This is a genomic window from Deltaproteobacteria bacterium HGW-Deltaproteobacteria-18 (assembly GCA_002841885.1).
In the GTDB taxonomy this organism is placed as follows: Bacteria; Desulfobacterota; Desulfovibrionia; order Desulfovibrionales; family Desulfomicrobiaceae; genus Desulfomicrobium.
On sequence record PHBE01000002.1, the window covers coordinates 408,202 to 422,957 of the forward strand.

Below are 14,756 nucleotides of genomic sequence, written 5' to 3' on the forward strand. Positions count from 1 at the left end.
CAGGCGACACCCGAATCGCCTTTATTCTTCTCCACTCCTTCGGTATGACCACCCTGTCAAACACACAACGAACAGCCTCCCGGAATTGATTCGGCGACGGCATTCAGAACCAGACGTTCCCTGGCGAGGGCAACATGGACAATCAGTTTACCGGCGCTCCGCAACCTGCGGGTCAGCCTGAGGATGTGCATCGACTGCTGGCTGCAAAGGACCTTCAGATTGCGGCCATGCAGAAGAAGCTGGAAAAGTACGAGGCCATCTTCCAGGGCCTGTCGGACGGCGTTTTGCTCATCGACGAGACGCTGTCCGAGTGCAATCAGGAAGCCTGCCAAATCTGGAAGTGCGAGAAGGAGGACATCATCGGGTTTTTCCCGAGCGATTTCGCCCCCCTCTTCCAGCCTGACGGAGAAAACTCCTACGAGATGGCGCAGAAGAAAGTCAGCGAGGCCTTGCGCGGCAATATCCAGAAATTCGAATGGAAGGACATCCGCCGCGATGGCATCATGATCGACACTCAGGTCATCCTGAACCGCATCGAAGTGGACGGAAAGGACTACGTACTGGCCACCTTCAAGGACATCACGGATCTCAAGATCAAGGAAAACGAAAAGCAGGCCCTCCTGCACATGATGGAAAAGATCATCGAAGACAGGACCCGAACGCTACAGGAGTACAACGAATCCCTGAACGAGGAGATTGCCCGCCGCAAGCGCACCGAGCGCAACCTCGAACACGCTTACATGGAGCTTGAGCACATCTTCGACACTTCGGGCGACGGCATCCTCGTGCTCGACTCGGACCGCAACATCGTCCGTGCCAACCTCGCCTTCGCGGAACTGGTGGAACAACCCGTCGAGGGAATTCTGGGCAAGAAATGCTTCGACATCTTCCCCTGCCGCCACAGGTGCACGGACCACTGCATCATCCAGGAAATCGTCATCGGCTCCTCCAAGACCGACTTTGAAAAGGAATTCGTGTCCATCTCGGGTGAACGCAAGTCCTGCCTGGTCAAGGCCGCGGCCCTGCGCGGCAAGGGTGGCGAAGTGCTTGGCATCGTCAAGAACTACAAGGACCTGACCAGCTACAGGCGCTGGGTCGACAGGCTGCAAGAGTCCGAGGAGTTCCACCGCATCACCCTGGAGAGCATCTGGGACGCTATCTTTTTGACCACCGACGAAGGCAGGATTGTCTTCGTCAGCTGCAACGTGGCAGGCATCTTCGGCTACGAAGCGGATGAAATTCAAGAATTCGGCTCCATTTTCGACCTTGTCGGCGGGCAATTCTATTCCCCGCATGAACTGGCCATGACTCAGGAACTCAGGAACCTGGAGGTGGAAATCACCGACAAGGACGGACAGAAGCGCACCCTCATCGCCAACGTCAAGCGCGCCTACCTGCGCTCCGGCACCACCCTCATCGCCTTCCGCGACATTACAGAGCGAAAGAACGCCGAAAAACGTGCCAAGATAGAGTACGAGCAGCTCGTGCAGGCCGGCAAGATGGTCTCGCTGGGCATCCTGGTCTCGGGCGTGGCCCACGAGATCAACAACCCCAACAACTCGATCATCCTCAATGTCCCCCTGCTCTCGCGCATGTGGTACGATGCGAGGATCATCCTCGACCAGTACATGGACGAACACGGCGACTTCATGCTCGGCAGCCTGCGCTACTCCTATGCCCGCGAACACGTGCCGCAGCTCTTCGCCGGCGTCATGGCCTCGTCGAGGCGCATCAAGCACATAGTACAGGACCTCAAGAACTACGCCCGCCAGGGCTCAACTGTCATGAACGAGGTCATCGACATCAACGGTGTCCTGCGGGCTGCGATCCTGCTCCTGGACAACCAGCTGCAGAAGGCCACGAACCGTCTGACAATCGGCTACGGATTCGGCATCCCACACTTCCGGGGCAATTTCCAGAAAGTCGAGCAGGTCGTCATCAACATTCTACAGAACGCCTGTGAAGCCTTGAACGACAAGGGCAAGGCCATCCGCGTCCACACCGGCTTCGACTCGGATCGCGGACAGATATGGCTCAAGGTCGCCGACGAAGGGCAGGGCATCGGCAGCGATGACCTGCCCCACGTGACCGACCCCTTTTACACCACCAAGCGCACCTGCGGGGGCACCGGACTGGGGCTTTCCATTTCCTCACGGATCATGCAGGAGCACGGTGGAGAATTGGCCATCGAATCCCGCCAGGGCGAGGGAACGCTGGTCACCCTGACCCTCCCCATCCGTCAAGAAGGAGACGCAGCATGATGCAGCCCTTTCCGGTCCTCATCGTCGACGACGAGGCCGACATCCTGACCAGCTTCGGCCTGAGCCTGCGCGCCTGCGGCATCGACAACATCATCTGCTGCCAGAAGCCCGCCGAGGCCATGCGCATCATCGACGAGCAGGCCCTGGGCGCCATGATCCTCGACCTGAGCATGCCCGGCATGACCGGCCAGGAGATCCTGTCCCACGTGCGCGAGACGCACCCCGAGCTGCCCGTCATCGTGGCCACGGGCGTTGAATCCATCGAGTCCGCCGTGGAGTGCATGAAGCTCGGCGCCCTGGACTACCTGGCCAAGCCCGTGGAGGCGGAACGGCTGGAGGCATCCGTGCGCAACGCCCTGGAAATGAGCCGCCTGCGTCGCGAGAACACGTCCCTGCGCCAGTGTCTGGTTTTGGATCGCCTGACCCGGCCCGAGGCATTCGCTCACTTCACCACGGCCAGCCCCAAGATGCGCCAGATTTTCCAGTACCTGGAAGCGGTCAGCGCCTCTCCCGAGTCCATCCTCATCAACGGCGAGACGGGCGTAGGCAAGGAACTGGCGGCAAAGGCCGTGCACAAGCTGACCTGCCCCGGCAGGCCCTTCGTGACCGTCAACGTGGCCGGTCTCGATGACATGGTCTTCAGCGACACCCTGTTCGGCCACCGCAAGGGCGCCTTCACCGGCGCGGTCACAGTGCGTAAGGGCCTCGTGGAGCAGGCCGCCGACGGCGTGCTTTTCCTCGACGAGATCGGCGACCTGAGCGAGACCTCCCAGGTCAAGCTGCTGCGCCTGCTGCAGGAACGGGAATACATGCCACTGGGCGCGGACCTGCCCCGCCCATCCGAGGCACGCGTGGTCGTGGCCACCAACCGCGACCTGGAAGCCATGACCAGAGAGGGCCGCTTCCGCAAGGACCTCTACTACCGGCTGTGCACGCATCTGGTCCGCATTCCGCCCCTGCGCGAACGCACCGAGGACCTCCCCGTCCTGCTGGAACTCTTCATCGGCCAGGCCGCGGCCAGCTTCGGCAAGGAAGCGCCCAGGCCCAGCCGTTGCCTCGTCCGCCGCCTGAGCGCCTACCCCTTCCCCGGAAATGTCCGCGAGCTACGCGCCTTCGTCTTCGACGCCATGGGCCGTTGGAACGGCGGCGACTTCTCCTGCGGGCCCGACAACGACACCCCCGGTGTCCTCGGGATGGCCGAGGAACTGTGCTTTCCCGCCACCCTGCCTAGCATCGAGGAAGCCGTGCAGTCCCTCGTGCGTGAAGCCATGAGCCGGGCGGGCGGAGTCCAGACCGTGGCGGCCAGATGGCTGGGCATCTCCCAGCCGGCACTGAGCAAGCGCCTGAAAAAAGGTGGGGGATAAAGTCCCGCCTTATGGCCGAAAGATGGGTGTCTCCAGGACAGTCTCACGTGGCGTCAGACATGGGCACGCAGCGCTCACGATGACACATCACCAGGCTGTCTTCACGCTAAGCGTGACCTTTGCGGGAAGCCTTCGACGCAACGATCCATCTTCAAAGATTTTCTCCTTGCAAACAGCTGGATATGAATATCCGCGCTCCATTCACAACGACAATCTTCCCCTCCTTCCCGCCATCACGCCCTCCCATAACCCAAGGCATGACTCGCCGCCGGGGAATAATCAGCCCTATCTATCCGTAACCGTTCCAGGAATCGGCTTTCCCTCTTAAACATCGACGACATGGCCATAACCTTTGTTATGGCCTTTTTTTCATCCCGCCCACTGTCCCCTGCAATTTCAGCATGTTGCATTGTCATACAACTTGGCACGTTCCTTCCAATAGAGGGATCGAATTTCGGCACCGGCATCCCGGCCGCGTTCGAAAATACAATGGAGGACAGTTATGGTTCAAAACTACGTTTTCCCGGCGACCGTGTCCGAAGCGGTCACGGTCCTCAGCACCAACAGAGGAAAGGCCCGGATCATCGCCGGTGGCACCGACCTCATGCTGGAACTGCAGGACGGCAAAAACACCTGCGATGTGCTGGTGGATCTCACCCAGATCGCGGAACTCAAGAACATCACGGAAGAGAACGGATTCATCCGCATCGGCGCCAGCGTCACCCACGCCCAGGCCGCCAAATCCGAACTCGTCCTGAAGCACGCGCCGGCCCTGGCCCAGGCCTGCCGCAAAGTCGGCTCCCTGCAGATCCGCAACATGGGCACCATCATCGGCAACATCGTAACAGGCAATCCCGCCGCCGACGCCGCCGTGGCCCTGGCCTGTCTCGAAACCACGGCCGAGATCACCACACAGGAAGGCATGCAGACCATGCCGCTGGAAGACATGTACGCAGGCGTCTGCCTGTCCTGCATCGACAGCTGCTGCCAAGTCGTGACCCACGTCAGATTTCCCGTGAAGCAGAAAGGCCAGGGTTCGGCCTATCTGCGCATGGAACAGCGCAAGGCTCTGGCTCTGCCCATGCTCGCAGTCTCCGCCATGGTCGAACTCGACGGCGACACATTCAAGTGGGGCCGGATCCTCATCGCCCCTGTGGGCGCGGGGCCGCAACACGCCGTTGACGCCGAGGAATTCCTCAAGGGAGCCCCCGTCACCAGCGCGACCATGACCGAAGCCGGACAGATGGCCCGTAATCAGGCCCTGTTCCGCAGCAGCGCCATCCGCGGTTCCAAGGAATACCGGATAGGAGTCCTGCCCGTTTTCGTCGAACGGGTCCTTCAGGCAGCAGTCGAAGACGCCCGAAACGCATAACGGAGGATCAACATGCCGAACCAGATCATTTCATTCCGACTCAACGGCGAGGTCATCGAGATCGCTGTCTCCCCCGCGGAGATGCTCCTCGATGTTCTGCGCGAGAAAATGCACCTCACTGGCACCAAGCGCGGCTGCGGCAAAGGCGAGTGCGGCGCGTGCACCATCATTTTCAACGGCAAGGCCATGAACGCCTGCCTTATCCCGGCCATGCGCGCCCAGGGCGCCGACATCCAAACCATTGAAGGCGTCGAGGGGCCGGACGGGCTGCATCCGCTCCAGCAGAGCTTCATCGACAAGGGCGCGGTTCAGTGCGGCTTCTGTACCCCGGGCATGATCCTGTCCGCCAAGGCCCTGCTGGACAAGAACAAGTCCCCCTCCAAGGACCAGATCCGGGAAGCGGTCGGCGGAAACATCTGCCGCTGCACAGGCTACGTCAAAATCGAGGAAGCGGTGGAAGACGCCGCACGCAACCTGCGGGCCTCGGCCGTCAAGGGAGGAGATTTATGAGCCAGTTCGAATACGTAGGCAAAAGCGTCAACAGGCGTGACGGCGTGGACAAGACCACGGGCCGCGGCCTCTTCACTACGGACATTTTTCTGCCGGGGATGCTGTTTGCCAAAGTGCTGCGCAGCCCGCACCCCCACGCCCGCATCGTGTCCATCGATACGACCGAGGCCGAGAAATTGCCCGGCGTCAAAGCCGTCATGACCCACAAGAACGGGCCAAAAAACCTCTTCAACGCCGCCGCACCCATGTTCCTGACCATCCCGCAGCTGGAGCGGGTGCTGGACCAGTATCTCTTCGACGAGATCGTGCGCCACGTCGGTGACGAGGTCGCGGCGGTCGCAGCCACCAACGAGGCCATAGCCGAAAAAGCCCTCTCCCTCATCAAGGTCGAATACGAGATCCTGCCCGCGGTCTTCGACGCCCTGGAGGCTATGAAACCCGAGGCGCCTGAGCTGCATCCCGGCAAGGGCTGCACGCCCGAAGGCAAGAACATCCCGGCCGAATTCGTAAAAATTCCCTACAACGACGTGGAGAAAGGCCTGGCCGAATCCGACGTGATCATCGAGGAGAGCTTCGAGCTACCCGTGCAGAAACAGGTTCAAATGGAAACCCAGGCTGCCGTGGCGCAGGTCGACGGCAACGGCGACGTGACCGTGTGGTCCACCACCCAGACTCCGCACCCCTCCCGCTCCATCCTCGGCCAGATCTTCGGCATCCCCGCCAGCAAAATCCGCGTCCTGGCACCGCCTTACGTGGGCGGCGGCTTCGGCGTACGCATCGGCCTGAGCGGCAAGGCCGAACCCATCGCCATGGGCCTGGCACTGCTGGCCAAACGGCCGGTGAAGCTGGTCTATACGCGCAAGGAAGACTTCATCGCCTCCGACACGCGCCACGCGGCGTACGTCACCGTCAAGCTCGGCGCCAAGAAGGACGGCACCTTCCAGGCCCTGGACATGAAGGGCGTCTTCAACACCGGCGCGTTCTGCACCTTCGGCGCGGAGCTGCCCGGCGTGTGTGGAGCCATGACCCTGGCCATCTACCGCATCCCGCATCAGCGTTACTTCGGCCACAGCGTCTACACCAACTGCACCAGTGCAGGCGCCATGCGCGGCTTCGGCAACCCCCAGGGCAACCTGGCCATGGAGCAGGTAGTGGACATGATGGCCGAGAAGCTCGGCATGGACCCCATGGAACTGCGCATGAAGAACATCATGAAGGCCGGCGACCCGTGGTGCCTGCCCTACCCCTGCGGCACGACGGAACTGGCCGAGTGCATGCGTCAAGGTGCCGAGAGCATCGGTTGGGAGCGCCGCGGCAAGCAGAGCGAGCCCGGCTCGGCAAAGCTGCGCGGCATGGGCATGGCCGTAGGCACACACGTCAGCAACGCCTGGCCCTTCTGCGTGGACTACGACAACGCCTACGTGACCATTCAGCCTGACGGATCGGCCCATGTAGCATCGGGCGTGCCCGATATCGGCACGGGCACGAGCACCAGTCTGGTACAGATTGCGGCAGAAACCCTGGGGCTGAGCATGGACAACATCAGCCTGACCTACGGCGACACGCTGGGCACGCCGTTTGACATCGGCAGCCACGCCAGCCGCACCTGCTACGCCGCAGGCACGGCCATCAAGGCCGCGGCCTCGGACGCCAGACGGCAACTGCTGGAATACGCTGCGGGCTACTTCAACGTCGCTCCCGAACGCCTCGAAATCAAAAAGGGCGTCATCACCCCGGTGGCCGGTAGCCTCGAAGAGTGCGCAGGCTCCGGCCTCTGCCAGCTCGAGGAGGTCAAGGAAGGCAAGGGCAACTCCGTGACCGTTTCGGAACTGTCCTACCACGCCCATGTCCGCAACAAGCAGTTCATTGGCGTGGGCCGCATTGTGCCCGAAAACGCCCCGCCGTGGCATGCCTGCTTCGCCGAAGTCGAGGTCGACACCCGCACGGGCCAGGTCCAGATCATCAAGCTGGCCGCCGCCCATGACGTGGGTCGAGCCATCAACCCCATGATCGTCGAGGGCCAGATCGAAGGCGGCGTGGCCCAGGGCATCGGCTACGCCCTGAGCGAAGAGATCACCTACAACGACAAGGGCCGCCAGCAGCAGTACAGCATGCACAACTACATGCTGCCCACGGCCGAGGACATGCCCGAGATCCATTCCATCATCGTGGAATCGCACGAACCGACCGGTCCCTTCGGGGCCAAGGGCGCGGGCGAGTGCAGCCTGGTCTGCCCGGCGTCGGCCATCGCCAACGCCGTGGCCAACGCCACGGGCTACCGCTTCAAGAAAATCCCGATGACGCCGGAGCGCGTTTTCAAGGCCTTGAATTCATAATCATGACGGCGCAGAGGCCTGGACCTCTGCGCCGCCACAGCCTGGAGGGGCGAAATGAAAAAACTGCTGTTTGCCGCCATGACGGCGATCTTCGTGATGATGGGATCGGCCGCTCTGGCCGGATCGGGCCACTATGTCAGCGGCGTGGAAGGCATCAAGGCCGCGACACTGCCGCCGGAAGGAATCTACTGGCGCATGTACAACGTGCTGTATACGGCCGACGACCTGCGGGACAAGCACGGCGACGAGATCGACGTTGACTTCGACGTCAATGTCTACGCCCTGGTCAACCGCCTCGTGTACTCCTCGGGTATCGAACTGCTGGGCGCCAACCTCGTGGCCGACATCTGCGTGCCCCTGGTCTATACAGACATCTCCATGAAGGCCGGCGGCATGACCCTGTTCGACGACAACGAGTTCGGTCTGGGAGACATCCTCATCGAACCGGCCATCCTGGCCTGGCACGGCCCGCGCTACGACGCGGCACTGGGTGTAGGCGTGTACCTGCCCACGGGCGACTTCGAGACCGACGAACCGGCCAGCCCCGGCAAAGGCTTCTGGACCGGCATGCTCACCGCCGGCGCCACATTCTATTTCGACGAGGCGCGCACCTGGTCCGCCTCCGTCCTGTCCCGCTACGAGATCCACTCCGAGCAGGAAGACACCGACGTGACCTACGGCAACGACTTCCACTTCGAGTGGGGCCTGGGCAAGACCGTGGCCAAGATCTGGGACGTGGGCCTGGCCGGCTACTGCCGCTGGCAGGTCACCGACGACAGCGGCCCCGGCACGACCGACGACCGTGAGCAGGCCTACGCCGTGGGCCCTGAAGTCAGCGTCTTCGTGCCCGACTGGGGCCTGGGCGTATCCCTGCGCGCCCTGTGGGAGTTCGAGAACAAGGTCAACTCCCAGGGCAACGTGACCACCCTCATGATCATGAAAGCATTCTAAGGACACAGACATGTTCACCATAGTCAACAGAGAGGAGATGGCCGGCGGCACGGTCATCCTGAACGAGATCGAGGCCCCGCGCATCGCGGCCAAGGCCCGGCCGGGGCAGTTCCTGATCCTGAAGGCGGACGAAAACGGCGAGCGCATTCCCCTGACCATGGCCGAGACCGATCCCGAAAAAGGAACCGTGACCGTCATCTACATGGTCGTGGGCAAGAGCACGGAGCTCTTCAGGCGCCTGAAGGTCGGCGAAGCGTATCAGAACGTCATCGGCCCCCTGGGCCAGCCCACCCACATCGAGCCAGGGAAGAACGTAGTCTGCGTAGGCGGCGGCACCGGCGTGGCCGTGCTGCACCCCATAGCCCGCGGCATGAAGCAGGCCGGCTGCAACGTCACCTCCATCATCGGCGCGCGCAACCACGACCTGCTCATCCTGGAGGACAAGATGGGCCAGGCCTCAACTGACCTGCACATCTGCACCGATGACGGCTCCTACGGACGCAAGGGTTTTGTCACGGAGGTGCTCAAAGAGAAACTGGAGACCGGCGGCGTGGACCAGGTCGTGGCCATCGGGCCGGTGCCCATGATGAAGTTTGTGTCGCTCATGACCAAGGATTACGGCGTGCCGACCATGGTCAGCCTCAACCCCATCATGATCGACGGCACTGGCATGTGCGGCGGCTGCCGAGTGACCGTTGGCGGCGAAACGAAATTCGGCTGCGTGGACGGGCCGGAGTTCGACGGTCATCAAGTGGACTTCGACGAGCTCATCATGCGCCTGCGGGCCTACACCGAACAGGAGCACTGCAGCCACGAGCGCTGCAAGTGGGAAGAAGGAGGGCACGCATGAGCACCGCCAAAACCCCCAGGCAGACCATGCCCGAACAGCCACCGCTGGTCCGGGCCCGCAACTTCGAGGAAGTGCCTCTGGGCTACACCGCCGAGCAGGCCGTGGCCGAGGCCGGCCGCTGCCTGCAGTGCAAAAACCCGGCGTGCGTACAGGGCTGTCCCGTAAACGTCGACATCCCGGGTTTCATCAAACACATGGCCGAGGGGAACTTCGACAAGGCCATCGGCAAGATCTGGGAGCGCAACAGCCTGCCCGCCGTGTGCGGCCGGGTCTGTCCCCAGGAAATCCAGTGCGAAGGCAACTGCCTGCTGGGCCGCAAGGGCGAGGCCGTGGCCATCGGCAATTTGGAGCGCTTCGCCGCCGATTGGGAGCGCAGCCATCATGTCTGCGAGCTGCCCATTCGCGATGCGGCCACAGGCCGGAAGGTGGCCGTGGTCGGCTCGGGGCCGTCCAGCCTGACCGTGGCCAGCGACCTGGTGCTCAAGGGCCATGAAGTCAGCCTCTTCGAGGCCTTCCACAAGCCCGGCGGCGTGCTCGTCTACGGCATCCCGGAGTTCCGGCTGCCCAAGGACATTGTCGGGGCCGAGGTGTCCTGCCTGCAAGCCCAGGGCGTGAAGCTCGAGTGCGATGTGGTCGTGGGCCGCACCGTGACCGTGGACGAGCTCTTCGAGCAGGGCTTCGACGCCGTGTACCTGGGCGTGGGTGCGGGCCTGCCCAAATTCATGAAGATCCCCGGCGAGAACCTCGTGGGCGTGCTTTCGGCCAACGAGTACCTGACCCGGGCCAACTTGATGAAAGCCTACCTCTTCCCCGAAGTGGACACGCCCATCCCGTGCGGCAGCCGCGTAGCGGTTTTGGGCGGCGGCAACGTGGCCATGGACAGCGCACGCACGGCCATGCGCCTGGGTGCGGACAAGGTCAGCCTAGTCTACCGCCGCTCCCGCGAGGAGATGCCGGCGCGCAAGGCCGAGATCCATCACGCCGAGGAGGAAGGGCTCGACTTCCAGCTGCTGTGCAACCCGGTGCGCTATCTGGGCGACGACAAGGGAAGGCTGACGGGCATCGAGTGCATCCGCATGGAACTGGGCGAGCCCGACGCGTCGGGCCGCAGACGGCCGGTGGAGGTGCCCGGGTCGGAGTTCGTCCTCGAATGCGACCTGGCCATCGTGGCCATCGGTTCCGGGGCCAATCCGCTGCTGACCCGTTCCACGCCTGACCTGCCCCTGAACAAGTGGGGCTACGTCACGGCCAACCAGGATACTGGCAAGACCGGCAAGAAAGGGGTCTGGGCCGGCGGCGACATCGTCACCGGCGCGGCCACGGTCATCCTGGCCATGGGCGCGGGCCGCAAGGCCGCGGACTCCATCCACGAATACCTGAACTGGGGCTGGTAACAACGCGGGGGGGAGGAATCCCCTCCCCCCTTCCCGAAGCCACGAGGAGGCAGCATGAATCTGAGCGAACGGGTCATCGCCATCAAGAGCGGCGGGGAAATGGCATCGGCCGTGGTCTGGCGGCTGCACCACGCGCGGATGCGGCGCATCGTGATCCTTGAGACGTCGCACCCCCTGGCCGTACGGCGCACCGTCAGCTTCTGCGAAGCCGTGCACGACGGGACCTGCATGGTCGAGGACGTGCGCGGCGTGCGCATCGACAGTCCCGAGGAAATCGACGCGGTCTGGGCGACCGGGGACATCCCCGTGCTGGTGGACCCGTCCTGGGACAGCCTGAAGACTATCCGGCCCGACGTGGTCGTGGACGCCATCATCGCCAAGCGCAACCTGGGCACGCGCCTGGACGAGGCCCCTCTGGTCATCGGCTTGGGGCCGGGCTTCTCCGCCGGACGCGACGCGCACCTCGTGGTCGAGACCAACCGCGGCCACAACCTCGGGCGCATCATCACCGAAGGCGAAGCCGCGCCCAACACGGGCATCCCAGGCACCATAGGCGGATTCTCGAAGGAGCGCGTCCTGCGCGCCCCCGTACCGGGCAAGCTGATCTGGGACTGCGCCCTGGGGGATCTGGTGGACAAGGACCAGGTGCTCGGCAATGTCGACGGCGAGGCCGTCCGGGCCGAGATCGCCGGTTTACTGCGCGGCCAGATCCGACCCAACGGGCACGTGCCCAAAGGCCTCAAGCTCGGGGACATCGACCCGCGCGGCGACGTGTCCTACCTGCACACCATCTCCGACAAAGGCCGCGCCCTGGGTGGGGCCGTGCTGGAATGTATCATGAGGGCCTACAATTGATCAGCCCATACCGCCCTGACACGGCCATGGCCGACGCCCTGGACCTTCCGGACCGGGGCCTCATGGCCATCGTTGGCGCCGGGGGCAAGACCACGGCCATGTACCGCCTGGCCGCGGAACTGATCGCCCGCGGCCTGCGCACGGCCTGCGCCACCACCACGAAAATCTTCCCGCCGGCGCCGCACCAGGCCGAGCTCGTCCTGGCCGAGAACAACACGCGCCTGCTGGACATGTGCCGAGAAACCTCGGCCGTGAGGCGCCCCGTCTGCCTGGGCTGGGCCCTCGACGGGCAAAAGCTCCTAGGGCTCGAAACGGAGTTCATCCATCGCCTCGCCGACACAAAAGTCTTCGACTGGATCCTGGTGGAGGCCGACGGCGCGCGCTGCCTGCCCCTCAAGGTCCCGGCAGCGCACGAACCCGTAATACCCGGCCGCAGCACCCACGTGCTGGCCGTGGCGGGCCTGACCGCCATCGGCAGCCCCCTGAACGAGGAGCATGTCTGCCGCAGCGCGCGCTACGCCGAACTGACCGGGCTGGCCCCGGGCAGCCCGGTCACGCCCGCCTCCGTGGCCTACGCCTGCGCCCATGCCGAAGGCATGTACAAGGGAACCCCGGACGCGGCGGTGCGCCTGCTCTGGCTGAACCAGGCCGACACCCCTCGCGCCCTGGACCGCGGGCGGGAAGTGCTGGGGCTGCTGTCCGACAGCGGTGCGCTGCCCCAACGCGCCTGCCTGGGCGCGGCTGGACGCGCCCAGTGCGTCATGGAGGTCTGGACGTGAGCGTACGCGGAGTGATTCTGGCCGCAGGGCTCGGGCGCCGCATGGGTGTGACCAAGCAGCTTTTGCCCATGCACGGACGGCCCATCCTTCAGCACGTCATCGACGCGGCGCGCAGCTCCGACCTGGAACATGTCCTGTTGGTCCTCGGCCACGCCCACGAGGCCATCCGAAACAAAATCGACTGCATGGGGATCGATGTGATCGTGAACCCCGACTTTGCCAAAGGCCAAAGCACGTCCCTGCGCACTGGCCTCGCTCAGGGGCCGGAAACTAACGGGGTCATGTTCCTCTTGGGTGACCAGCCCATGGTCGGGCACGCCCTCATCGACACCCTCATCGACGCGTTCGAGACCGGACACCCCATGGCCGTGCAACCCGTGCACCAGGGACGCCCCGGCAACCCCGTCATCCTGGGCCGGGAACTCATTCGCGATGCCGCCGCCCTGACCGGTGACACGGGCGCGCGCCCACTGCTGCAGAGGCCAGGTGTCATGCATCTGGAAGTGAACGACTCCATGCTCCTACGCGACGTGGACACCATGGACGACTATCTCGCCCTGCTGGCCGTGCGGCAGACGGGACAGAACGATTCTTTCCGACCGTAAACAAGGAGACATCATGAAGACCATCGCCGTTGAACAAGCTGTGGGAACGGTGCTATGCCACGACATCACCCGGATCGTGCCAGGCGGGGAAAAGGGACCGGCCTTCCGGCGCGGACACGTGGTACGCGAGGAGGACATCGCCACCTTGCTCGATATCGGCAAAGCCAACCTTTATGTCTTCGACCCGGCCGACGGGTTCGTGCACGAGGACACGGCCGCCATTCGCCTGTCCCGCGCCGCAGCCGGTCCGGGCATCGTCTTCAGCGAGCCTAAGGAAGGCAAGGTCACGCTAACCGCGTCCCACGACGGCCTGCTTTGTATCGATGTCGAGGGCCTCATGCACCTGAACGACATTCAGGACGTGAGCTTCGGCACCATCCACCGCCATCAGCGCGTAAAGTCCGGCCGCGTCCTTGCCGGTACGCGGGTCATCCCCCTGGTTGTGCCCGAGGATCTCATGCGAAAGGCCGAAGCCGTCTGCGCCGATCATCTGCCCATCATCGAGGTGAAGCCCCTTAGGCCGGCGAAGGTCGGGGTGGTAACCACAGGCAGCGAAATCTTCAATGGCCGCATCAAGGACGGATTCGGCCCGCTCCTGCGCGCCAAGTTCGAAGACCTGGGCAGCGAGGTCATAGACCAGGTCTTCGTCTCGGACATGGTGAACATGACCTCGGACGCCATCCACTCCCTCATCCGTCAGGGGGCCGATTTCATCGCCGTGACCGGGGGCATGTCAGTGGATCCCGACGACCAGACCCCAGCGGCCATACGCATGACCGGGGCCGATGTCGTCTCCTACGGCGCGCCGACCTACCCCGGGGCCATGTTCATGCTGGCCTATCTGGACGGCGTACCCATCCTGGGCCTGCCCGGCTGCGTCATGTACTACAAGGCCAGCATCTTCGACCTGATTGTCCCCCGCCTCCTGGCAGGAGAACGGGTCACGCGCCGCGACATCGTGGCCCTTGGCCATGGCGGACTGTGCGAAAACTGCGGCACATGTAGGTATCCGGCCTGCGGGTTCGGAAAATGAGAGAACAGAAAAGGATGTTTCAAACAAAATGAAATTCGTCTGATGAAGCTCTGTATTTGATCACTTCGTTAATGACCCCACAAAGAAGGTGAAGAAGAAAAAATTCAAGGGCAACATCTGACGACATCTCAATTTCTTTCAGCACCATAGCTATTTCACGGTCTGACGTCCGAGATACAATTGCCAAGGACATTGAATCCGGCAATTTGAGACGTCCTGCACCAAGGATGAAAGTCGGTTCAACCTGCCTGTCAAGCAGTTCATAAGTTTCGCCCGCGTGATGCCTGTCAGTGCCCAATCACTCAGTACGTTTATTTATGAAATTGCCTTTTTCAATGGGTTCGATACTTCAGAAGTGGCTCAGTTTATTTGAACAGATTCGCCTGATTTTTAGGTGGAATCTCCGCCATTCTTACATCGCCATTTTTACCAGGGGCATCTGTTCG

Annotated in this window: 13 protein-coding genes; 12 read left to right on the top strand and 1 reads right to left on the bottom strand. The window is 63.0% G+C overall.

The window, feature by feature from the left end:
- Positions 1-134 precede the first annotated feature (134 nt).
- Together CVU60_03300 and CVU60_03305 are read left to right on the top strand one after the other, a co-directional pair.
- Complete coding sequence (locus tag CVU60_03300; GenBank protein PKN43396.1) at positions 135-2,261, top strand: hypothetical protein; 2,127 nt, start codon at positions 135-137, stop codon at positions 2,259-2,261.
- Positions 2,258-3,625 carry a two-component system response regulator gene (locus CVU60_03305; protein ID PKN43397.1) on the top strand — a complete coding sequence of 456 codons (1,368 nt, stop codon included), beginning with the start codon at positions 2,258-2,260 and terminating at the stop codon, positions 3,623-3,625. Before CVU60_03300 ends, CVU60_03305 begins: the two co-directional genes overlap by 4 nt.
- A 233-nt stretch (positions 3,626-3,858) precedes the next feature.
- On the opposite strand, the gene CVU60_03310 is transcribed toward CVU60_03305, so the two are convergent.
- Positions 3,859-4,041 carry a hypothetical protein gene (locus CVU60_03310; GenBank protein PKN43398.1) on the bottom strand — a complete coding sequence of 61 codons (183 nt, stop codon included), beginning with the start codon at positions 4,039-4,041 and terminating at the stop codon, positions 3,859-3,861.
- An 86-nt stretch (positions 4,042-4,127) separates the two neighbouring features.
- On the opposite strand from CVU60_03310, the gene CVU60_03315 reads away from it, so the two are divergent.
- From CVU60_03315 to CVU60_03360, 10 genes are read left to right on the top strand one after another with little or no spacing between them, the layout of a single operon-like run.
- The gene (locus CVU60_03315) at positions 4,128-4,997 is read left to right on the top strand and encodes a molybdopterin dehydrogenase (GenBank protein PKN43399.1); all 870 of its coding nucleotides are present in this window, start codon (positions 4,128-4,130) and stop codon (positions 4,995-4,997) included.
- Positions 4,998-5,009: 12 nt separating this feature from the next.
- Complete coding sequence (locus CVU60_03320; GenBank protein PKN43400.1) at positions 5,010-5,507, top strand: ferredoxin; 498 nt, start codon at positions 5,010-5,012, stop codon at positions 5,505-5,507.
- The gene (locus CVU60_03325) at positions 5,504-7,843 is read left to right on the top strand and encodes a carbon monoxide dehydrogenase (GenBank protein ID PKN43401.1); all 2,340 of its coding nucleotides are present in this window, start codon (positions 5,504-5,506) and stop codon (positions 7,841-7,843) included. The genes CVU60_03320 and CVU60_03325 overlap by 4 nt, the downstream gene beginning before the upstream one ends.
- Before the next feature lie 54 nt (positions 7,844-7,897).
- Positions 7,898-8,794 (top strand): transporter, encoded by an 897-nt coding sequence (locus CVU60_03330; GenBank protein PKN43402.1) that lies wholly within the window; start codon positions 7,898-7,900, stop codon positions 8,792-8,794.
- Positions 8,795-8,804: 10 nt separating this feature from the next.
- Positions 8,805-9,644, top strand: a complete 840-nt coding sequence (locus CVU60_03335; protein ID PKN43403.1) for a ferredoxin-NADP reductase — start codon at positions 8,805-8,807, stop codon at positions 9,642-9,644.
- Positions 9,641-11,038, top strand: a complete 1,398-nt coding sequence (gene gltA / locus CVU60_03340; protein PKN43404.1) for a glutamate synthase (NADPH), homotetrameric — start codon at positions 9,641-9,643, stop codon at positions 11,036-11,038. Before CVU60_03335 ends, gltA begins: the two co-directional genes overlap by 4 nt.
- 54 nt (positions 11,039-11,092) lie before the next feature.
- Positions 11,093-11,893, top strand: a complete 801-nt coding sequence (locus CVU60_03345; protein ID PKN43405.1) for a molybdenum hydroxylase — start codon at positions 11,093-11,095, stop codon at positions 11,891-11,893.
- A complete protein-coding gene (gene yqeC / locus CVU60_03350) occupies positions 11,869-12,672 on the top strand; it encodes a putative selenium-dependent hydroxylase accessory protein YqeC (GenBank protein PKN43426.1) in 804 nt (267 codons plus the stop codon). Before CVU60_03345 ends, yqeC begins: the two co-directional genes overlap by 25 nt.
- Positions 12,669-13,277 (top strand): hypothetical protein, encoded by a 609-nt coding sequence (locus tag CVU60_03355; protein PKN43406.1) that lies wholly within the window; start codon positions 12,669-12,671, stop codon positions 13,275-13,277. The genes yqeC and CVU60_03355 overlap by 4 nt, the downstream gene beginning before the upstream one ends.
- A 13-nt stretch (positions 13,278-13,290) precedes the next feature.
- Complete coding sequence (locus tag CVU60_03360; GenBank protein ID PKN43407.1) at positions 13,291-14,310, top strand: molybdopterin-binding protein; 1,020 nt, start codon at positions 13,291-13,293, stop codon at positions 14,308-14,310.
- The last annotated feature ends 446 nt before the right edge of the window (positions 14,311-14,756 follow it).